At 63.6% G+C, this 20,813-nt stretch carries 19 protein-coding genes; 7 read left to right on the forward strand and 12 right to left on the reverse strand.

Features of this window, described 5'->3' with window-relative positions; all coding sequences use genetic code 11:
- Positions 1–9: 9 nt before the first annotated feature.
- From QTL95_RS02630 to QTL95_RS02650, 5 genes are all read left to right on the forward strand, one after another.
- Positions 10–879 carry an aromatic ring-hydroxylating oxygenase subunit alpha gene (locus QTL95_RS02630; protein ID WP_289718406.1) on the forward strand — a complete coding sequence of 290 codons (870 nt, stop codon included), beginning with the start codon at positions 10–12 and terminating at the stop codon, positions 877–879.
- 2 nt (positions 880–881) lie between these two features.
- Positions 882–4,028 (forward strand): molybdopterin cofactor-binding domain-containing protein, encoded by a 3,147-nt coding sequence (locus QTL95_RS02635; RefSeq protein ID WP_289718407.1) that lies wholly within the window; start codon positions 882–884, stop codon positions 4,026–4,028.
- Complete coding sequence (locus tag QTL95_RS02640; protein WP_289718408.1) at positions 4,025–4,615, forward strand: (2Fe-2S)-binding protein; 591 nt, start codon at positions 4,025–4,027, stop codon at positions 4,613–4,615. Before QTL95_RS02635 ends, QTL95_RS02640 begins: the two co-directional genes overlap by 4 nt.
- Positions 4,530–6,044, forward strand: a complete 1,515-nt coding sequence (locus QTL95_RS02645) for an aldehyde dehydrogenase family protein (protein ID WP_289718409.1) — start codon at positions 4,530–4,532, stop codon at positions 6,042–6,044. Before QTL95_RS02640 ends, QTL95_RS02645 begins: the two co-directional genes overlap by 86 nt.
- Before the next feature lie 190 nt (positions 6,045–6,234).
- The gene (locus QTL95_RS02650) at positions 6,235–7,008 is read left to right on the forward strand and encodes an SDR family oxidoreductase (protein WP_289718410.1); all 774 of its coding nucleotides are present in this window, start codon (positions 6,235–6,237) and stop codon (positions 7,006–7,008) included.
- A gap of 6 nt (positions 7,009–7,014) precedes the next feature.
- Here the strand turns inward: QTL95_RS02650 and QTL95_RS02655 are convergent, their stop codons facing one another.
- A complete protein-coding gene (locus QTL95_RS02655) occupies positions 7,015–7,800 on the reverse strand; it encodes an IclR family transcriptional regulator (protein ID WP_289718411.1) in 786 nt (261 codons plus the stop codon).
- 142 nt (positions 7,801–7,942) lie between these two features.
- On the opposite strand from QTL95_RS02655, the gene QTL95_RS02660 reads away from it, so the two are divergent.
- The gene (locus QTL95_RS02660; protein WP_289718412.1) at positions 7,943–9,400 is read left to right on the forward strand and encodes an NAD-dependent succinate-semialdehyde dehydrogenase; all 1,458 of its coding nucleotides are present in this window, start codon (positions 7,943–7,945) and stop codon (positions 9,398–9,400) included.
- An 8-nt stretch (positions 9,401–9,408) separates the two neighbouring features.
- Here the strand turns inward: QTL95_RS02660 and QTL95_RS02665 are convergent, their stop codons facing one another.
- From QTL95_RS02665 to QTL95_RS02690, 6 genes are all read right to left on the reverse strand, one after another.
- A complete protein-coding gene (locus QTL95_RS02665; RefSeq protein ID WP_289718413.1) occupies positions 9,409–10,296 on the reverse strand; it encodes an SDR family NAD(P)-dependent oxidoreductase in 888 nt (295 codons plus the stop codon).
- Positions 10,293–11,078: a hypothetical protein gene (locus QTL95_RS02670; protein ID WP_289718414.1), complete on the reverse strand. Its 786-nt coding sequence runs from the start codon at positions 11,076–11,078 to the stop codon at positions 10,293–10,295. Before QTL95_RS02670 ends, QTL95_RS02665 begins: the two co-directional genes overlap by 4 nt.
- Before the next feature lie 9 nt (positions 11,079–11,087).
- On the reverse strand, positions 11,088–11,675 hold the full coding sequence (locus QTL95_RS02675; RefSeq protein ID WP_289718415.1) for a protein-S-isoprenylcysteine O-methyltransferase: 588 nt from the start codon (positions 11,673–11,675) through the stop codon (positions 11,088–11,090).
- Between the two features lie 57 nt (positions 11,676–11,732).
- The gene (locus tag QTL95_RS02680; protein WP_289718790.1) at positions 11,733–12,323 is read right to left on the reverse strand and encodes a hypothetical protein; all 591 of its coding nucleotides are present in this window, start codon (positions 12,321–12,323) and stop codon (positions 11,733–11,735) included.
- A 155-nt stretch (positions 12,324–12,478) separates the two neighbouring features.
- Positions 12,479–12,610, reverse strand: a complete 132-nt coding sequence (locus QTL95_RS02685; RefSeq protein WP_081931598.1) for an ABC transporter — start codon at positions 12,608–12,610, stop codon at positions 12,479–12,481.
- 178 nt (positions 12,611–12,788) lie between these two features.
- Positions 12,789–13,385: a L,D-transpeptidase gene (locus tag QTL95_RS02690; RefSeq protein WP_289718416.1), complete on the reverse strand. Its 597-nt coding sequence runs from the start codon at positions 13,383–13,385 to the stop codon at positions 12,789–12,791.
- A 343-nt stretch (positions 13,386–13,728) separates the two neighbouring features.
- Here QTL95_RS02690 and QTL95_RS02695 point away from each other — a divergent pair, with 343 nt between their 5' ends.
- Positions 13,729–14,484 (forward strand): SDR family NAD(P)-dependent oxidoreductase, encoded by a 756-nt coding sequence (locus QTL95_RS02695; RefSeq protein ID WP_289718417.1) that lies wholly within the window; start codon positions 13,729–13,731, stop codon positions 14,482–14,484.
- 21 nt (positions 14,485–14,505) lie between these two features.
- Here the strand turns inward: QTL95_RS02695 and QTL95_RS02700 are convergent, their stop codons facing one another.
- Genes QTL95_RS02700 through QTL95_RS02720 form a run of 5 tightly spaced genes read right to left on the reverse strand, consistent with a single transcriptional unit; the run spans position 14,506 to position 20,573 of the window.
- Positions 14,506–15,897 carry an LLM class flavin-dependent oxidoreductase gene (locus tag QTL95_RS02700; RefSeq protein ID WP_289718418.1) on the reverse strand — a complete coding sequence of 464 codons (1,392 nt, stop codon included), beginning with the start codon at positions 15,895–15,897 and terminating at the stop codon, positions 14,506–14,508.
- A gap of 36 nt (positions 15,898–15,933) precedes the next feature.
- Positions 15,934–16,932: an ABC transporter permease gene (locus tag QTL95_RS02705; protein WP_289718419.1), complete on the reverse strand. Its 999-nt coding sequence runs from the start codon at positions 16,930–16,932 to the stop codon at positions 15,934–15,936.
- A 2-nt stretch (positions 16,933–16,934) separates the two neighbouring features.
- Positions 16,935–17,957 carry an ABC transporter permease gene (locus QTL95_RS02710; RefSeq protein ID WP_289718420.1) on the reverse strand — a complete coding sequence of 341 codons (1,023 nt, stop codon included), beginning with the start codon at positions 17,955–17,957 and terminating at the stop codon, positions 16,935–16,937.
- Entirely contained in the window at positions 17,947–19,497 is a 1,551-nt protein-coding gene (locus tag QTL95_RS02715) for a sugar ABC transporter ATP-binding protein (protein WP_289718421.1), read from the reverse strand. Before QTL95_RS02715 ends, QTL95_RS02710 begins: the two co-directional genes overlap by 11 nt.
- A 59-nt stretch (positions 19,498–19,556) precedes the next feature.
- Positions 19,557–20,573 (reverse strand): sugar ABC transporter substrate-binding protein, encoded by a 1,017-nt coding sequence (locus QTL95_RS02720; protein WP_289718422.1) that lies wholly within the window; start codon positions 20,571–20,573, stop codon positions 19,557–19,559.
- Positions 20,574–20,813 lie beyond the last annotated feature (240 nt).

The raw sequence follows: 20,813 nt of genomic DNA on the forward strand, positions 1-20,813 counted from the left end.
GAGACATCCATGGCAAAGACCACCGACAAGGCAGCATTGAACGAGTGGTACGCGGTCGAAACATCAGGCGATCTCACCGCGAAGCCTGTCCGCACGCGTCTGCTCGGACAGGATATCGAGCTCTTTCGCCGCGAGAGCGGCGAGGTCGTGGTGCGTGAGGTCGAGGCAGGCTGGCCGGTCGGGCCGGCCCTGCCGGTCGAGGAACGGTACGGCTGCATCTGGACGACGCTCGGCCACCCGAACAAGGGCATCTTCGACATTTCCGAAGCGCACGAGGCGGACCGGAGGTTCGTGCCCTGTGGCTGGGTGAAAATGCGCGCTTCGGGTCTGCGGGTCGTCGAAAACTTCCTCGACATGGCGCATTTCCCTTTCGTCCATGCCGATATTCTCGGCTCCGAACCACATACCGAAGTGCCCGGCTATCTGAGTGAGATCCGCCGTGACGTCGATGAGGTGTGGGCCACCAACTGTACCTTTTTCCAGCCGCGCATCGCCGCGACGGAAAGCGAAGGCGCCTTCGTGCAGCTGACCTATCGCGTTCCGAGCCCCTTCGTGGTCATGCTCTACAGGGTATGTCCGACGGCCCCGGACCGCCTCGATGCCATCGCGCTATTCATCCAGCCGCTGGAAGAGGATCTTTGCCGCGCCCAGCCGGTGATGTATCTGGTCGACAGCTCCTCGACGCAGACCTCGCTGCTCAACTTCGAGCAGGTCATCTTCCTGCAGGATCGCATCATCGTCGAGAACCAGCGCCCGTTGCTACTGCCTCTGGAGCCGCGTCAGGAAATCCCCACCCGCGCCGACAGCTCCTCGGTTGCCTACCGTCGATGGCTCAAGGAGAAGGGCGTTCGCTTCGGGACGACGATGGGAGCGGGCTGAGCATGCGACCGTCGCTCGACGTGCTTCATCCCCGATCCGTCGACGATGCGCTGCGCATGATGGCTGATCGTGCCGACGCGCGTTTCGTCGCCGGCGGCACGGCCCTGCAGCTGGAATGGGCGAAGGGGATCGCCAAGCCACGGCATCTGATCAACCTCGCGGGAATCGAGGGGTTGGCTGGCGTGTCGGAAGAGCCGGGCATCCTGCGCATCGGCGCTCTGACGCTGCTGGCGAACCTTTGTCGAAGCAGCCTCGTTGCCGATCGATCGCCGATACTGGCCGCGGCGGCGGCAACGGTAGCGGCTCCGTCCGTGCGCAATCTGGGCACAGTGGGCGGAAACATCGCGGGTCGATCGGGTTGCCTTTTGCCGGCACTGCTGGCCCTCGATGCCGAGTTGGAAATAATGACGGCGAGCGGCTCAAGACGTGAGGCGCTGGTCGCCTGGCTGCAGCGTGACCCGGGCGCCGCCGACATCATCGCGGCGGTGCGCATCGCATCTTTCGTTGGGGCATGCAGGTGGACGCACCGGAAGATCGGACTGCGTGCGGCATTCACGCCAAGCGTCATCGGCGTCGCCGGCCTTCTTGAGCTCGACGGCGAAACGATCTTGAGCGCCCGCCTTGTCGTGGGTGGCGGCATCGTTACGCCTGCGCGGCTGCCAGAGGTGGAAGAGCGGCTGCGAGGAGCGCGATATCAGGCGATCGACTGGGAGGATGTCCGGGCCGCGCTTGCCGCCGGGATTTCCGCGCCCGAGGACGCCTTCCGTACGGCGCGCTATCGCAGCGCGGTCGCTGCCAACGCCTTGGCCTATGGCCTCGGCGGCCTTCCCCCGCACGGGAGAGTGGAGGCGCCGAAACAGATCGCCGGTCAGCCGCCGATGGGCGAGATCAGGATCGGGCATGTCGAGCAGCCGCAACGCTGGCATGTCCGTCCGGATATCGCGCCCAAGGTCTCCGGAACGCTGAGCTATCTCACCGACAGGCGCGAGCCCGGGATGCTGGTTGGCCGTATCCTGCGTGCCGGCCGGCCGCATGCCCGCATCATTTCGATCGACACAAGCGCCGCCGAAGCCATGCCCGGCGTCGCTGCCGTGGTCACGCATCGCGATGTGCCCGGCCAGAACGCATTCGGCATCGTCGTGCAGGACCAGCCGGCCTTCTGCTTCGACAAGGTGCGCTATAGCGGCGATGTGGTGGCCGCCGTTGCGGCGGTGGATGCGACAACCGCCGAGGCGGCCCTTGCGGCGATCTACGTTGCTTACGAGCCGCTTGCCGTCGTCGACGATCCCGAACAGGCGCTGAGCGACGATGCGCCTGATGTCCATGCCGGCGGAAATCTACAGAGCGTCCTGCATTTCGCGAAGGGCGATATCGAAACCGGTTTTGCCGCCGCCGCGCATATCGTCGAGCGTACCTACACCACATCGCGGCAGATGCACGGCTTCATGGAAACAGAAGGCGGATATGCCAGCGTTGATGACGACGGGACGCTTGCCGTCTTCGTCGGCGGCCAGCATGGCGCGCGCGACCGGCTGCAGCTTTCGCGCATTCTCGGAATGCCGGAGGAGCTGATACGCGTGGTGACGAGCCCGACCGGCGGGGCGTTCGGCGGCAAGGATGAGCTCACGGTCCAGCCGGCGCTTGCGCTGCTTGCGATCAAGTCGGGGCGGCCGGTGCGCATGCAGCTGTCGCGTGCGGAATCGGTCGTGGCGGGCATACGCAGGCATCCGATGAAGATCCGCATGCGTACGGCGTGCGACGCCGAAGGCCGGTTGCTGGCGCAGGAAGTGGATGTCTTGGCCGATGCGGGGGCCTATGCCTCGCTCGGGCCGGGCGTTCTGGAAACCGCGATGGAACACGCCGCCGGTCCATATGTCATCGACAACGTCGCGACGCGGGGCCGCCTTGTCTACACCAACAACGGTGTGTGCGGCGCCTTCCGTGGCTTCGGGGCCAACCAGATGACTTATGCCATCGAGTGCCAGATGGACCTGCTGGCCGAGCTTTGCGGCCTGACGCCGATCGAGATCCGCCGCCGGAACCTGCGCCAGCCGGGCAGTCCGGGCTATCTGGGCCAGGTCGTGGCGCCTTCGGAGCGATTGTCGGAGATGCTGGCGGCCGCGGCGGCTGATCCCTTATGGCACCGCGCGGCCGACGGGGGTGGTCCGGAGGAGATCGTCGGCGTCGGGGTGGCGCTCAATTACCAGGGCAACGGTCTGGGGTCGGTGGTCCCCGATCCGGCAGGCGGACGGTTGCGCCTGACGGAAGATGGAATGATCGAAGCTGCTTACGGTCTCGACGAGATGGGGCAGGGTCTCCTGACGTCGATCAAGGCGGCCGTCGCAAAAGCGCTTGGCTGCGCCCGCGACGATGTCCTTCCTGTGATCGGCGACACGAAGCTTGCGCCGGATTCCGGCTCGACGACGGCGTCTCGGGGCGGCTACGTCGTGTGGAGGGTTGCCGATATGGCGGGCCGAACATTCACACGGGAACTCCTGCAAGCGGCCTCGCAGCTTCTGCAAAGGCCGGCCGAGAGCCTGCGGCTGTCATCGGGTGGTCTCGTCGACGCCCATAGCAACAGCGGAGAGCTGTTGCTCGGATACCGCGAGCTGGCGCAGTCGCTCGGTACCGACAAGCGCCCGTCCGTGACCGTCGATTTCGCCTTCCCGAAGACGGACTACGACGCCGGCAACGCCCGCTATATCTTCGCCTTCGGCGCCTGTCTCGTGCGGGCGGCCGTCAACCGCGTCACGGGCATGGTCCGCGTTCTCGATATTCACCAGCACACCGCCGCAGGGCCTGTCATCGATATCGCCGCCTATCTCGGGCAGATGGAAGGCGGGGCCGTTCAAGGACTTGGTTTTACGCTCACGGAAAACGCCGTAATGGTCGGTGGCGAATACGTGACCGCCAATCTCGACGGCTACATGCTGCCCGGCATACGCGACACCGCGCAGCGGATTTCGGTGTTCGCGCTCGAGGATCTGGATGCCGGCGATGAACTCGGCCCGCGCGGCGCCGGCGAGCTCGGCATCGGCGCGATCACCCCGGCAATCGCCAACGCCGTCGCCGATGCGATTGGCTACAGGCCGCTGAAGATCCCGTTTGCCCCGGAAGGCATTCTCGATGCTCTGGGGAGAGGCCGATGAGCGACGCCGGGAACATCAAGGTTTCATTTCACCTCAACGGAACCGAGCGTCACCTTGAGGTTGCCCCGGAATATCGCCTCGCGGACATTCTGCGCAATGATCTGTCATTGACGGCGAGCAAGACCGGGTGCGGCATTGGCCGGTGCGGCAGCTGCATGGTGCTGATGAACGGCCGGGCGGTGAACGGGTGCCTGCTCATGGCCTGGCAGCTGGAAGGCGCCGATATCGTCAGTCCGGAAGGGCTGGATGCATTTGCGACAGCGCGGATCGTGAAGGCAGCGCTGGTGGAGGAAAATGCGTTTCAGTGCGGCTACTGCGCGCCGGGTATCACCGCGACGCTGACGGCTCTCATTCTCGAACACCCGTTCGCCGGCGAGGCGGATATCATTGCAGCCCTGGAAGGCAATATCTGTCGCTGTACGGGCTATCATTCCATTATACGCGGGGCACTGGCCGCTGCCGAGCGATTGCGCGACCAACCCCATACCGGAGAGCATGCTTATGACCTTGACCGTAGGATCAATCGAGCCGTCCAGCCAAGCCGCCAAGGCGTTCCTGTCGAGATCGCGCCAGAAGCTGCTGATTGACGGAGAATGGATCGACGCCGCCTCCGGCTCGACCTTTGCGACCCATGATCCGGCCACCGGGCGGCATCTGGCCGAGCTGGCCGAGGCGGGCTCGGTCGACATTGATGCGGCCGTGGCTTCGGCGCGGCGAACCTTCGGGGGCGAGGCATGGCGGGGGATGACGCCGTCCGCGCGGGGCAAGCTCCTGTGGCGGATCGCCGACCTCATCGACGCGCATGTGGACGAGCTCGCGGAACTGGAGACGCTCGATCAGGGCAAGTCACTGAAGACGGGGCGATTTGGAGAAATTCCGGCCTCCGCCGAGCAATTCCGCTACTTCGCGGGTTTTGCCACCAAGATCCTGGGTACGACCATCCCGACGTCGATCGGATATCAACCGGCGGGCAAGAAGATATTCGCCTACACCACGCGCGAACCGATCGGCGTCGTCGCCGCGATTACTCCGTGGAACTCCCCGATGCTGATGGCGGCGATGAAGCTTGCGCCGGCACTGGCGGCCGGTTGCACCATTGTGCTGAAGCCTGCCGAAGAGACGTCGCTTACCGCGTTGCGTCTCGGCGAACTCATGCTGGAGGCGGGGTTGCCTGCCGGCGTGGTCAATATCGTGACCGGCCTCGGCGAGACCGCGGGCGCGGCGCTGACGGGGCATCCCGATGTCGACAAGGTCGCCTTTACCGGATCGACGGAAGTCGGCAAGCTGATCGTCGGTGCCGCGCGCGGAAACCTCAAGAAGCTGACGCTGGAGCTCGGCGGCAAGTCGCCGGCGATCGTCATGCCGGATGCGGATATGGTTCTCGCCGTGCCCGGAATTGCCCGCGGCATCTTCGCGAATGGCGGCCAGGTGTGCGTTGCCGGTTCCAGGGTCTACGCTCATCGCAGCGTCTACGAGCAGCTGGTGGAGGGACTGGCGGCGGAGGCGGACAAGCTGAGGCTGGGACATGGGCTCGATCCGCTGACGGATCTCGGGCCCCTGGTGAACAGGAAGCAGGCCGATCGCGTCGCGGGGTTCGTTTCCGAAGGCACGGAGATGGGCGCCGAGATCGTGGCGGGCGGGTCGCAGCTCGGCGATGAGCAAACCTTCTACCGACCGACCGTGGTGACCGGTGTCCGGCAGGATATGCGGATGATGCGGGAGGAAATATTCGGGCCCGTCGTCGCGGTCACGCCTTTCGAAGAGGCGGATGAGGCGATCGCGTTCGCCAACGATTCTCTCTACGGTCTTGCCGCCAGCGTGTGGACGGCGGATCTCAGCAACGCGCATCGTCTCTCGGCGCGGGTGCGTTCGGGCACGGTGTGGATCAACTGCCACTCCTATTTCTCGCCGGAGCTCCCGAAGGGCGGACACAAGCAATCCGGCTGGGGCTACGAGAACGGCGCGCCGGGGCTTGAGAATTATCTGGAGCTGAAGACTGTCTGCGCCGTGATCTAGAGCAATTTCAGGAAAAGTGCGAAGAGGTTTTCCGTCCGGAATTGCGTGAAAACAAGAGGATAGAGCTGTTCCGCGACTTGAGGAAAAGCGGAACTGATCTAGGGAGCCGGACGGTATCGCGCCGTTGTCATCATGTGATAGCGTCCTTGTCCGATACGTCCGGTCTGGAGCTTGCCGGATGAATGGAGGCATGGACGTGACATTTCCCCTTTTCGATCTTGCCGGAAGACGCGCGCTGATCACCGGTTCGTCGCAGGGCATTGGCTTTGCGCTTGCACGTGGACTTGCGCAGCACGGCGCGTCCGTCGTTCTGAATGGTCGCAACCGATCGAGGGTGGAGGAAGCCGCCTCGGTGCTCAAGGATGAGGGCCATGACGCCGTGGGGTGCGACTTCGATGTCACGGACGGCGATGCGGTAAGGCGTGGCATAGATAGTCTGGAGGCGGATCTGGGGCCGATCGATGTTCTTGTAAACAATGCCGGGATGCAGTTTCGCGCGCCGCTGGAGGATTTTCCCGCGGATCGCTGGCAGCAGTTGCTGACGACCAACGTCTCGAGCGCCTTCTTTGCCGGGCAGGCCGTGGCCCGGCACATGATTCCGCGCGGACGCGGAAAGATCATCAATATCGCGTCGGTCCAGAGCGAACTGGCACGTCCGGGCATAGCGCCCTACACCGCCACCAAGGGCGCGATAAAGAACCTGACCCGCGGAATGTGCGCGGACTGGGCGAAGCACGGGCTGCAGGTGAATGCCATTGCGCCGGGCTATTTCAAGACGCCGCTCAATCAGGCGCTTGTCGATAGCGAGGAGTTTTCCTCCTGGCTCGAGAAACGCACACCCGCGGCACGGTGGGGCAATGTCGAGGAACTCGTGGGCGCGGCAGTCTTCCTCGCCGGCAATGCGTCTTCGTTCGTCAATGGGCACACGCTCTATGTCGACGGCGGCATCACGACCTCTCTCTAACATTGGCTAGGTTTTCGCGCCAAGCCGCCGGGAAAGCGTGCTGGCGCAATCGACCACATAGGCCCCCAAACGCTCCATCGCTTCGGGAGTGGCATGACTGGAGTGCATGCTGAGGGCGAAGCCGCCGACCGCGTTCTCGCCGGAAAAATCGAAAACCGGCGCGCCGAGGCAGATCATCCCCTGGCGAACCTGTTCGTTGTCGATGGAGAAGCCACGCTGCCGGGTCTCCTGCAGTTCCCGCTCCAGCGCGTCCAGCGAGGCCACGGAATTCGACGTCAACGCCGCCGGCAAGCCGTCGGGGTAGAGGCCAAGCGCAACGCTGTGCGGCATCGTGCTCATGATCGCCTTGCCGGTCGCGGTGAAGGCGGCAGGCAGGCGCATGCCGTTGCGGAAGGTTATGCCGAGCGGATCCTCGCCGTGGCGCGACGCGATATAGACCACCTCGTTGCCGTCGAGGATCGTCAGCGTCGCAGTCTCGGTCTTCAGGCCGGGCACGCAATCCCACAGGCGAACGAACTCGGCCACCATGTCGGACTTGGCGATGAAGGCGTTCGCCCAGAGCATCACATGACCGCCGATCCCGAATCCCTGGCCCTTGCGTTCGAGCAGGCCCAGTTCGATCAATGTGCCGCAAAGCCCGTGGACGGTGCTTTTCGCCAGCCTCAGCTCGCGCGCGATGTTGCTGACGGTTGCGGTCTCTCCGCTGGCGGCCACGAGATCGAGGATGCGCGCGGCGCGTTCGACGGCCGGAGCCGTACTCTTCGTCTCGCGTGCTGTGTCGATGTCGCTCACCTGCGTCGATCTTTCCCTTGCGCTTCAGTGATAGCGATTGTACAACATGTCGAACATTGTTCAATAGGTTGAACGATGAGACGTTTCCCTAATTCATGAGTGTCTCAATGCATTCATGATCTCGCAAGCGAGGACATATTCGATGCTGGAATCCATCAAGGCGGCCGGTTGGCTGAGAGAGCAGAACATCGTCGGCGGAAAGTGGATCGCGGCCGATGGCGGGGAGACGATCGAGGTCAACAATCCTGCGACCGGCGAGATCATCGGCACAATCCCGAAATCGGGCAAGGCCGAGACCCGGCGTGCGATCGAAGCGGCAAGTGCTGCTTTTCCCTCCTGGTCGGGACAGACCGCCGCCGAGCGTGCCGCCCTTTTGATGGAGATGGTGCGGCTCATTCGCGACAATGCCGATGCGCTCGCGCAGATGTTGACCCTCGAGCAGGGCAAGTCGCTGGCCGAGGCCAAGGGCGAAGTGATGATCAGCGCGGCCTATGTGCAGTGGTTCGCGGAAGAAGCAAGACGGATCAATGGCGAGGTCGTGCCGTCGCCGTGGAAAGATCGCCGCATTCTCGTCGTTCGCGAACCGGTCGGTGTGGTTGGCGCGATCACGCCGTGGAACTTTCCGTTCTCGATGATTGCCCGCAAGCTCGGCGCCGCACTGGCCGCCGGCTGCACCATCGTCGTCAAGCCCGCCGAGTTCACGCCCTATTGCGGGATCGTCTGGGGCCTGCTGGCCGAAAAGGCCGGCATTCCCGCCGGAGTGGTGAATATAGTCACCGGCGCATCGGCGGAGATCGGCGGGGAGCTCACCTCCAACCCCATCGTCCGCAAGATCACCTTCACCGGTTCGACGCGTGTCGGCAAGCTGCTCTACGAACAGTCCGCCGGCACGATGAAGCGGCTGTCGATGGAACTCGGCGGCAACGCACCTTTCATCGTCTTCGATGATGCCGATCTCGACCGCGCGGTCGATGGCGCGATCGCCGCCAAATACCGCAATTCCGGCCAGACCTGCGTCTGCACCAACCGCTTCTACATTCAGGACGGTATCTATGACGCCTTCGCCGAGAAGTTCGCGGCCAGGGTCAAGGCGCTGAAGGTCGGAAACGGTTTCGACAAGGGAACCGAGCAGGGGCCGCTCATCAACGAGGCGGCCGTGAAGAAGGTGGAAGAACACGTCGCCGACGCGCTCTCGAAGGGCGGCAAGGTCCTTGTCGGCGCCAGGCGCCATGCGCTCGGCGCGACCTTCTACGAGCCGACCGTCATCGCCGATGCCACCGCCGATATGGTCGTGGCGCGCGAGGAGACGTTCGGCCCGCTTGCCGCGCTCTTCCACTTCAAGGATGAGAGCGAAGCGATCGCCGCGGCCAACGCCACCGAGTTCGGGCTCGCCGCCTATCTCTACACCCGCGATCTCGCCCGGACGTTCCGGGTGTCGTCGGCGCTGGAATACGGGATGGTCGGCATCAACGAAGGCATCATTACCTCGGAAGTCGCCCCGTTCGGCGGCGTCAAGGACAGCGGCATGGGACGCGAGGGTTCGGTCCATGGGCTCGATGACTACCTGAACATGAAGTATCTCAGCATCGGCGGCCTGTAGGCCGTCCTTCACGTTGTCACAGAGCCGCCGGCCGTCGGTCTGCGGCTCTGGCGGGCACCACAGCATTCCTTGTATTTCAGGCCTGAACCGCAGGGACAGGCGTCACTGCTGCGGCGCTGCAATCGGCCGATCAGCGGCAGCAGCAGCGCCGACGGAACGATCCTGGCCGTCAGCGCCGCCAGTTTCGCAGACAGGCCGGGGATGACCAGCCGCTTACCGGCCTTGAAGCCGCGCCATGCGTGCTCCGCCACGTAATCCGCATCCGCCTTCGGCAGGCTCTTGAACAGCCACGAGCGGCCGGCGCCTGATTTCTCGAGGAATTCGGTGGCGACGGGGCCGGGCGCCACGCAGGTCACGGTCACGCCCGTGCCGCGCAATTCCTGGTGGAGCGCCTCCGAGAACGTGCGCACGAAGCCCTTGCTGGCATAGTAGAGCGCCATGCCCGGACCTGGCGTGAAACTCGCGATCGAACCGAGGTTGATTACGCCGCCGCGCTTGCGCGCCACCATCTCGGGCAGGAAGTGAAGCGTGAGTTCGGTAAGCGCCCGGATGTTGACATCAACCATCCCAAGCTGCTCACCGATCGGCAGCGCGGTCGCGGCGCCGCGAAGGCCGTAGCCGGCGCTGTTGACGAGAACGTCGCAGAACAGACCGTTCGCGCTTAGGAAGTCTCTGAGCGACGGGACAATGTCCCCGGTCGTCAGATCGAGCGCCAGTGTCAGAGGTTGTCCGCCAGCCTGCCGCACCTCGTTCGCGGCGGCTGCCAGGGCATCGCCCGAGCGCCCGAGCAGCACCACGGCACCGCCGCCGCGCGCCGCGACCTTGGCGATCGCCCGGCCGATGCCGCGCGATCCGCCGAGGACGACGACAGCCGGTCTCGTCTGGTCCGGGTTCATGAAGCCTCTCCTGAAATTGTCATGACGGAGGACGATTCCGTTTCCGCGAGACGGCGCAGTTCCTGGGTCACCTCGCCGTTCAGTATGGCCTCGAACCGCTCCAGCGCCCGCGCCACATTTGCGCCATCCATGACCCGGTGGTCATAGTGGATCCGGACGGTAACGGACCCGTCCTCATCGATCGGGCCGTAATTGAAGATCGTCGTCAGCGGCGTGAGCGGATTGAGCGATTCGGCGCCAAGCCCGGAATAGACGGAAAGCTGGAAAGTGCCGAAATACCGGCCCCGCTTGCGGCCGATGTTCAGCCCCAGCCACATGATTATCCATCGGATCGGCCCGGGGGCGCGCGCAATCTTCAGTGCGCGCCGGAATTCCTTGATATCGAGCACCGGGCGCGTTCTTGCGGCCTGCATCAGCGCGCCGATCTCTGAGATCGTGCGGCGTTCCGGGGCCTTGATGGTGCTGAGCAGCACGGCACGCTCGCCCTCATATTCCCGCTCGTGCGCGACGGATGCCACGCTTTCGGGATACTCATAGAGATGCGGTCTCGGAAATTTCACATAGGCGCGCCGCAGGTCCGGCGTCTCGCGCGAGAGCAACGCATAGCCCTTCAGGAAAAGGGCTGTCCATGACGGCTTGGCGATGAGAGCCCGTCTGGCGGCAAGCAGGGGCGCGAGGTTCATGCGGCGCTGCACGGTGACCCTCGGCACCTTGATGGAAAACCGCATCAGATCCCCGACGAGACGGCGGGGCGCCGAAAGCTTGATGGCTCGGCCTCGCATCGTGCACCTCTAGTAGAGATAAGGAATCAGTCGCTTCGTTCTCTGCATGTAGTCGCCGTATTCCGCGCCGAAGATCTCCATCATCATGCGCTCTTCCTTGTCGACGCGCAGGAAGAACAGGATCGCGAAACCCAGCAGCCCGGCAAGGCCGGCGAACCAGTTGGGAATCAGAAAAGCCTGGCCGATGCCCATCAGCATGAAGGACGTGTACATGGGATGGCGTACGAAGGCGTAGGGCCCGCCCGAGATCAGCTTGTGCTTCTCTCGGATCTCCAGCGTGATCGACCAGTTGCGGCCAAGTTCCTTGTGGGTTCGGCGAAACACCCACATCGCGGAGAAGAACACGACGGCGCCGACGATCACTGCCCAGATATGGGCCGGGTGATCAAGTGCTCTCGGGACGCCCGTCGCCACGTAAAATCCCGGAATGACCGCAAGTCCGACGAGCGCCGAGGCAAGCCCCACGGCCTCGTTGCCCGAGCGCCTGCTGCTGACCACACGCACGCGTTTGGCACGACGCTCGAACGGAAAGCGAATGACGTACCACGCAATGATGCCAAGAACCCAAATGCTCTCCCCAGCCGCAGCTACCGACATGCTCAATTCAGGTCACCGGTGCCTTTCCGTATTTGATCACCAACGTGATCGTCCACCCTAACCGCCATTCATCTCCCGAAGCTTGGTGATGAATTGCTGTGGCCGCAGCCATATCCCCGGTGCTTTATAGCCCATGGAGCGCGCGATGTCCGCGACAAAAGCGTTGCAGTTGTACACGGATGCCTGCCAGAACTTCGATTTCGCCTTGAGTTGCCGGATATAGGCGACCGTCTTGTTGTACTCCGCCTCGGTCAGCATCACGCGCCAGCTGGCGGAACGGTACTGTTCTTCAAGGTCGCCATCGCTTGCGCCGGTTTCCGCGGGCACCGGAATGAAGTGTCCGATGACATAGGGCGCGGCATCAAGCGAGGCCGGTGCAAGGCCGGCCACCTCTTGGGTGGCCGCGCCGCCGGATTTGTTCAAGCGGCCGAAGATCACGTAGGAATGACCGTAGGTCAGCGCATAGCGTGATCGGAACTCGATATAATACCGGTTTTCGGTGTTCTTCGTATTGGTGTAGGCGGGAAGGGCGCTGCCTGCGTAATTCGATACGAAACGGGGCTGTGGTGCCTTATCTTCCGATTGACATCCCGCGGTCGCGAGCGCGAGCAGAATGGCGAGTGATAGCCGACCTGTCATGCGTTGCATCCTAAGCTCTATCTCCCGAGCCTTAGGGAACATGAAGCGCGACGACGGCCCTTGGCATTCACCGACGGTGAGACCAGCCGCGAGCCGGTCCAGCCCCAACTGAGAATCGCTAAGGAAGGGCCGTGAGGCCCTTCCTTGTTGGTGAAGGTCAGTGCTTACTTATAAACGGGTGCCGGTTCCGCAGCGACTGGCGGCGGCGCCTTACCTTTGCCCTTGCCGATAGAGCCGCAGGCGCTCAAGCTCACCGCGGAAACCAGGGCAACAATCACGATTAGAATTCTGCTCATCAGTAGTCCTCTCCTAAGCACGGAATAGATTATCGAAGGCAACGATTCCACTTATAGCGACAAAGCTCGTATATTCCAAGAGCTTAAAATATTGCTTGCTTAATTGCTGGGCGTTTCCGAGTGGCCAAGCGCCACCCCCACGTGCAAAACTGTATCGATTCGAGCCGGATGTTTCCGTCTAAATGACCAGCACCCGTGTGCCGACCGGGGTGCGGCGATAGAGATCCACGATGTCGTCGTTGGTCAGACGCACGCATCCGTTCGATACGGCCTGTCCGATCAGCCATGGCTCGTTGGTTCCGTGCAGCCGGAACATCGTGTCCTTGCCGCCGCTGTAGAGATAGAGCGCGGCCGCGCCGAGCGGATTGTTGGGGCCACCGGGCACGCCGCCGGCATATTGGGCGAGACGCGGCTTGCGTTCGATCATGCTTGCGGTGGGCGTCCATGCCGGCCATTCGGCCTTTCGGCCGATCGTTGCAAATCCCTTGTAGGTCAGGCCTTCCTCGCCGACGGCGACGCCATAGCGGGTCGCCCATCCATCACCCTCGACGACGTAGAGAAAGCGTTCCGAGGTGTTGACGACGATCGTACCGGCAGGCTCGCTGCCGTCATAGCGGACACGGCGGCGCCGATAGCGCGCGCTTACACCCGGAGTGGAAGAGAAGGGATAGTAGAAAGGTTCGGTCAATTGACGCATCGTCGACGTGCAACCGGACGTCAGGAGAGCAGCGGCGCCCAGCACAAGCGCTCGGCGCGTCATATGGGAGTTGTCCATGTTTACCTGCTGTCTATGAATGTGCCCTTATATTTCGATTCTCTTTAGCACTGCCCGCGGTTTCGGCCAAGTCTTGGCGAGAAGAGTGGTTGACGAAGGCGGAAGAACGATAGCTTTGGTTCGGCCGGACAGGCATGTTTGAAGACGGCCCAAGAAGAGTAGAATGAAAGGGCGTGGCGTTGAAATACGGGGGAAACCTGCGTCTACTTCAACCGGAAGCATTATCCGGCAGTACTTCCCAGCCGGGAACTGAAGCATTGCTAAAACTCGAAAATGCTGAAAATTCTTGCGGTAAGCGTCTGTCTCTGCTCGATTATGCAACAGCATGCAGGGAGGTGGGACCATGGAGCTAGGCTTCGAAGGTAAAGTCGCGGTTGTGACCGGCGGCGGTTCGGGGATCGGGGCTGCAATTTCTCGCAGGCTTGCGCAAGAGCGTGCGGAGGTAATTGTCGCGGATGTAGATGCCGCCAAGGCGGGCGCCGTTGCTGAGGGCATCCGTGACGCCGGCGGCAAGGCGCACGCCTTCACGGTGGATGTCACCGATCCCGAAGCCGTGCGGGAAATGATTGCCTATGCCGTTCGCGAATTTGGACATCTGCATATGGCTGTGAACAATGCCGGTGCGCACTGCGCCCGCACTGCGACCGCCGACTGCGCGATCGACGTCTGGCGGACGACGATCGACGTCAACCTCAACGGGGTCTTCTACTGCATGAAGTACCAGATCCCCGCCATGCTTGAGGGTGGCGGCGGCGCCATCGTCAACATGTCCTCGGTTCTTGGTGCCGTGGCACTTCCCTTCACCTCGGCCTACACCGCCGCCAAGCACGGCGTGCTCGGGTTGACCAAGGTGGCGGCGATCGAATATGCGCGGCTGGGGGTGCGGATCAACGCCGTCGGCCCCGGCTGGATCGAGACGCCGATGCTCTCTGAACATGCCGACGCGGCGAACTCACGACGGATGGCTGCCCTGCAGCCGATGGGGCGACGCGGCCAGCCGGAGGAGGTCGCGGCGCTGGTTTGCTTCCTGCTTTCTGATCAGGCGAGCTTCATCACCGGCAGCTATTATCCGGTGGACGGCGCCTACACCGCCCACTAGCGGGCGGTGTCCGTCAAGCGTTCAGGCGTCTGCGGGTACTGGCTGTCTTGCGAGATTGCGGTAGCGCGCACCGGGATGCGGCGCCTGCAACCTCGGACCGTGGCCGGACAGTTTTTCGCGCAGGGTGCCCTGGCGATAGTCCTTCTTGTAGACGCCGCGCTTCTGCAATTCGGGCACGAGCAGGTCGACCGCGTCCTCGAAGCTCTCGGGCGTGATGGCATAGGCGAGGTTGAAGCCGTCGACATCGGTATCCTCGACCCATTCCTGCAACAGGTCGGCGACGGTCTGCGGCGAGCCGACGAAGACCGGGCCGAAGCCGCCGACGCCCACCCAGTCGGCCATTTCGCGCACCGACCAGACCTTGTCCGGGTCGATCGTCGTGAAGGTCTCGACGGCGGATTGCACCGCGTTGGTGTAGCGGTGGCGGAGAGGTTCGTCGGGGGAAAACTGGCCGAAATCGATTCCAGTCCAGCCGGAAATCAGCGTCTGCGCCCCCTCGAAGGAGGCGTAGCGGCGATAGTCGTCGAACTTCTTCTTCGCTTCCGCATCGGTCTCGCCGAGGACGACGGTCTGTAGGTTGAAGGCGAGGATTTCGCGCGGGTTGCGGCCGGCACGTTCGGCTGCCTCGCGGACATTGGCGACATAGCGCTTCAGCACCGGCTTGGAGGGTGCGGCGACGAAGATGCACTCGGCATGCTCGCCCGCGAAATCCTTGCCGCGGCTGGAGGCACCGGCCTGGTAGAGCACCGGCGTGCGCTGCGGCGAGGGTTCACTGAGGTGAATGCCGGGCACCGTGAAGTGCTTGCCCGAATGACCGATCGGGTGGACCTTTTCTGGATGCGTGAAGATGCCGGCGGCGCGATCGCGAACGACGGCGTCGTCTTCCCAGCTGCCCTCCCAGAGCTTGTAGCAGACCTCCAGATATTCCTCGGCGAGATCGTAGCGGTCGTCATGCTTCGTCTGCGCGGATTGCCCGATGTTGAGCGCGCCGCTGTTGAGATAGGAGGTGACGATGTTCCAGCCGACGCGGCCCTTGGTCAGATGGTCGAGCGTCGAGATGCGCCGGGCGAAGGTATAGGGGTGCTCGAAGGAGAGCGACGCCGTCAGGCCGAAGCCGAGGTGCTCCGTGACATAGGCCATGGTCGGGATCAGCTGCAGCGGATCGTTGACCGGCACCTGCGCGGAATGGCGCAGAGCAGCATCGACATTGCCGTGCAGCACATCGTAGACGCCGAGCACGTCGGCAATGAACAGGCCGTCGAACTTGCCGCGCTCCAGCGTCTTTGCCAGATGAACCCAGTAGTCCATGTCCTTGTAGGTCCAGGACTTGTCGCGCGGATGGCGCCAAAGCCCTGGCGACTGGTGCCCGACGCAGTTCATGTCGAAGGCGTTCAACCTGATTTCACGGCTCATGTCATTCTTCCTGCGTATTGTCTGGGCGCGCGCCGATCAGGCGCCGCCGGTCTTTCTGTTGATGAAGCTGAAGGCGAGAACGGCGAAGATGAGCGTGCCGGTGCCGACCTGCTGCCAGTAGAAATTTAGCCCGGTGAGCAGCAGCCCGTTGGCGACGATGCTGAGCAGCAGCACGCCGAGAACCGTGCCGGCGATATTGGGGCGGCCGAGCGGCGAAAGCGTCGTGCCGATGAAGGTCGCGCCGATTGCGTTCAGGAGAAACGCGTTGCCGGAGGAGGGGATGTAGACGGTTACGGTGGCCGTCAGGATCAGGCCGGCAATGGCTGCGACCGCGGCGGTCAGAATGAACGTCACCGCGACATGCCGGCCAAGGCCGATGCCGGAATAGCGCACGACGCTCGGCTGGATGCCGATCGCGAGTACCACGCGGCCGAAGCGCGTGCGGGCGAAGATGAATGCGGCGGCGGTAATGACGACGATCGCGATCAGCAGCGGCAGCGGAAAGCCTGATATCGTGCCGTGGCCGATGAAGCGGAAGGCGTCGGGCACGCCCGATGGCGGCAGATAGACCGGGTTGCCGCCATTCGTCAGCAGTTGCTGGACGCTGCGGCCGATGAACAACGTTCCGAGCGTCGCCAGAAATGGCGAGACGCCGATCCCCGAGATCAGCACCGCGTTGAACGCGCCGACGATCGCGCCGGCGGCAAGGCCGCCGAGCAGGCCGATTGCAACCGGCTGCCCTGCAAGGACCAGCGAGACGAAAGCGAAGCTCGCGAAATCGACCGCCGTCCCGACCGAGAGATCGATGCCGCCGGCCGATACGGCGAAGGTCATGGCCACGGACACGATCGCGAGCAGGGTGAAGTTGTTGACGAGAAGGCTCTGCAGATTGCGTGCTGTCAGGAATGTCGGCGTCGCCAGGGAGAAGGCGGCAACGACGGCGACGAGCGCCAGGATCAGCCCGTATCGCGCAAGACCGGAAAGCACACGGTGATGCCAGGGCGCAATGGGAGAATGGGAAGCTGAAAGCGACATGGTCAGATCTCCCGCTTGCGCAGCAATGTCGTCGCCGAGACGACGATCAGGATGAGAATTCCCTGGACGCCGCTGACCAGCGTGCTGGAGAGGTTCAGCAACTGGAAACCGTTGACGAGGAGGCCGACGAGGAGCGCGGAGAGCAATGTGCCTGATATCGTCGGCACGAGCCTGCGGGAGAATACCGCGCCGAGCAGGGCCGTGACGACGACGGGCAGCAGCATCTCGCTCGATCCCGTCGTGCTGCCACTCAGGTAGGACACCGACAATATGCCGGCGATGCCACCGCACAGGCCACTCGCCAGGAAGGCGCCGGCGAGCAGGCGTTTCAACGGCAAGCCGGCGGCGCGCGCGGCATCCGGAAACTCGCCGATTGCATAGAGCCGGAGGCCAAGCGGCGTGTATTGGATGATTGCGATTACCACGGCGGTGAAGCCGAGCAACACATAGGCGAGAACGGGAATGCCGAGGGCATCGGAGGCGGACAACGCCGTCAGGAAATCGGAGGATGCGGGAACGACGGTGTTCTGGGTGAGCACGAGTTCCAGGCCCGCCACGACGTTCATGACGGCGAGCGTGGCAAGCAGCGGCACAATGCCGGCGAAGACGACGGCGGCGGCATTGACCGCGCCGATCGCCAGTCCCGTCAGCAGGCTTGCGGCAACCGCTGCGGGGTCACTGTAGCCGAGCTGCGTCACCGTCGCGTAGACGGCGGCACTGAGACCCATATTGGCGGCAAGTGACAGGTCGATCCCGCCGGTGACGACATTCGCACCGCCAGCGATCAGCACGATGGTCAGGCCGATCGCCAGCACGCCCGAGATGGCCGATTGGCCAAGCACGTTGCCGATATTGCCGACGCTCAGGAAATACGGCGCGGTGAGCGAGAACACCGTGAGGATGACCGCGAAGGCGATCAGCGAACCGAAGCGCAGCGATGCCGCCGCCAGATTACGTGCCGAGCGTTCCTTGCTCTGCCCAGCGGTAAAGTCGGCCAGATCGCCGATGTGGATGTCAGCCGACATGGCGCAATCTTTCCGAAGCGCCGGTCGATTCCGCCAGTACTTCATCCGTTGTGGTTTCCGAAGAGATGAATTCGCGCGTCACGCGGCCGCGAAACAGGACCAGGATCCGGTCGGTGATGCCGATCAACTCCGACAGGTCCGAGGAGAGAACGATGATGCCGGCGCCGCGTTCGGCAAGCTCGCCGATCAGCGTGTAGATCTCGACCTTGGAGCCGATATCGACGCCGACGGTCGGCTCGTCGAGCAGGTAGATTTCCGAGTGGCGGCTCAGCCACTTTGCAATCGCCACCTTCTGCTGGTTGCCGCCCGACAGCGTACGGACCAGCGCATCGCGGCCGGCGGTCTTGATCTGAAGGCGCTTGATGAGGTCGTCGCTATCGCGCTTTTCGCGCCTGCCGTTCAGCACGCCCAGGCTGGTGTAGCGATCAAGGCTGGCGAGCGTGATGTTCTCGGCGACGCTGAGGTCTAGCGCGACGCCGTGACCCCGTCGATCTTCCGGAACCAGTGCGATCTGCCTGTTGACCGCAGCCTGCGGCGTGGGGCCCCGGTCGGCGGTTCCCGCAACCTCTATGCGGCCGGACTGTGCGCGTTCAAGTCCGAACAGCGTGCGCACCAAATCCTTGGCGCCGGAGCCGAGCAAGCCGGTGATCCCAAGCACCTCCCCACGCCGGACGGTGAAGCTCACGTCGGAGAAGCGGTTCGTCGCGGTCAGTCCCTCGACCTTCAGAAGGTCCTCGCCGAATTCGACCCTTCGTTTGGGAAACATGTCGGCGATATCGCGCTCGACCATCAGGCGGGCGATGGCGTTCGCCGATGTCTCGGCAATCGGCGTCGCGGCGACGTCGATGCCGTTGCGCAGCACGGTGACGTGGTCGCAGAGGTCTTCGATCTCATTCAGATAATGCGAGATGTAGATGATCGTGACGCCCTCGTCGCGCAGGCGGCGGATCAGGCGGAAGAGGATGTCGGCCTCGCGCCGGACAAGGGCCGCGGTCGGCTCGTCGAAGACCAGTACCTTGGGACGATCGAGCAAGGCGCGGGTGATCTGGACGATCTGCTTCTCGGCGGTCGAGAGCTCGCCGATCAGGGCGTGCGTGGGCAGCTTGATGCCGAAGTAGTCGGCCAGCGTCTCGCTCGCCTGTCGCTGCATCTTGCGACGATCGAGGAACGGTGTTCCCGGGAGGCGTGGTTCTCGCCCGAGAAACAGCGCTTCGCCGACGGTGAAGGTCGGAACGAGCAACCGGTCCTGGTGAATGAAATGGATGCCGTGTGTTTCGGCGAGATGCGGCGTGAGGTGCGCGATCGTCTCACCCTCGATCTCGATCGTGCCTTCGTCCTGCTGGTGCAGGCCGGCGAGGATCTTGATCAGCGTCGACTTCCCCGCACCGTTCTGTCCGACGAGGCCGTGGATGGTGCCGCGTCTGATCGCCAGCGAAGCGCCGGCCAGCGCCTGCGCGCCGCCGAAGCGCTTCACGATGCGGTCGAAGCGAATGATGTCGTCAGGCCGCTTGGCGGGCCGCGGAGCAAGTATTGCCGTCATGTCGGGAACCCCAGTGGAGACGAGGGTGAGGCGGCGGCTGCCGCATCACCCGTCCGCAATCAGCCGATGCCGAGCTTCTTGGTGATGTCGTTGACGTTGGCCTTGTTGGCGAGCAGCGCCGGCACGTAGGTTTCGCGCGGCAGCGTCTGGCCGGCGAGCAGCCTGGCGACATTGCGGATCGCCGTGCGGCCGATTTCGGCGGGCTGCTGCGCGGCATTGGCACCGGCGGGCGAATTCGGGTCGGCGACGAGCTGCAGGACCTCGGGGCTGCCATCGACGCCATAGGTGCGGATCTCGGTGCGGCCGGCAGCCGCAAGCGCCTGGGTGGCGCCGAGCTGGGGAATATCCCAGGCCGACCAGATGGCCTTGATCGAGCCCTTCTCGGGGTACTTGTTGAGGATCGCGGTGATCTGCGTGAAGGCGTCCTGAACCGTGTTCGGGATGACGTCGCGCAGTTCCGGCTGAATGATCTTCACCTTCGGGAAATACTTCACGACATTGACCAGCTGGTCGTAGCGGATCGCGCAGGGTGTCACCCCGTAGAAGCCGTTGAAGACCACGATGTTGCCTTCGGCGCCGATATCGGAGACCAGCTGCAGCGCCAGATCCTTGCCGATGCCCCAGTTGTCCGAGGTCGTGTTGTTGATCGAGTTGGTGGAGCCGACATCGACCGTGAGAACGGGAATGCCCGCGTCGCGTGCCTTCCTGAGCCAGGGGTCGATGACGCTGAGCGTGCCGAGAATCTGGACGATCGCATCGGGCTTCTGGGCCACCAGCGTCTGCAGCTGGGCTACCAGCTTGCCGTCATTGCGGCCGGCATCCACCGCGATCGGTTCGCCGCCGAGCCGCTTCACTTCCTCGATCTGGGCATTGTAGGCCTGCAGGTCGAAATAGTGGTCGGTGCCGGTGGCGCTGATGGCGATGCGCTTGCCCTTCAGGGAGAGGCCTTCGTCGTCCGCTGCACTTGCCGTGCCTGTCCCGGCAAGAAGGCTGGTGCCGGCAAAGGTGGCGCCCGCCACGGCGGCGAACTTCAGGATTTCGCGGCGGCCCAGGCCTGCAATGGTGTGCTCAGTCATTTCGATGTCCCTCGATGATTAATGTCTATAGAATAAGTAGATTAAATCGGATTGAGAGAAACGCTTTTCCAAAAGGCGACGGTAAGAGGAAATGAAGCGGGGGAAGACGAAACGCCGACAGACGTTTTCCGCTACGGCTGGCTAAGGTCCGAACGAAGCGCCAGGCCAGATGATGAAACGGGTCCGGCTTGGCCAGCTTGCAGGTTGGGATCGTGCGGGCGGCGGCGCCGCGATCGCGCC

The sequence above is a fragment of the Rhizobium sp. S152 genome, from assembly GCF_030380735.1.
GTDB lineage: Bacteria > Pseudomonadota > Alphaproteobacteria > Rhizobiales > Rhizobiaceae > Rhizobium.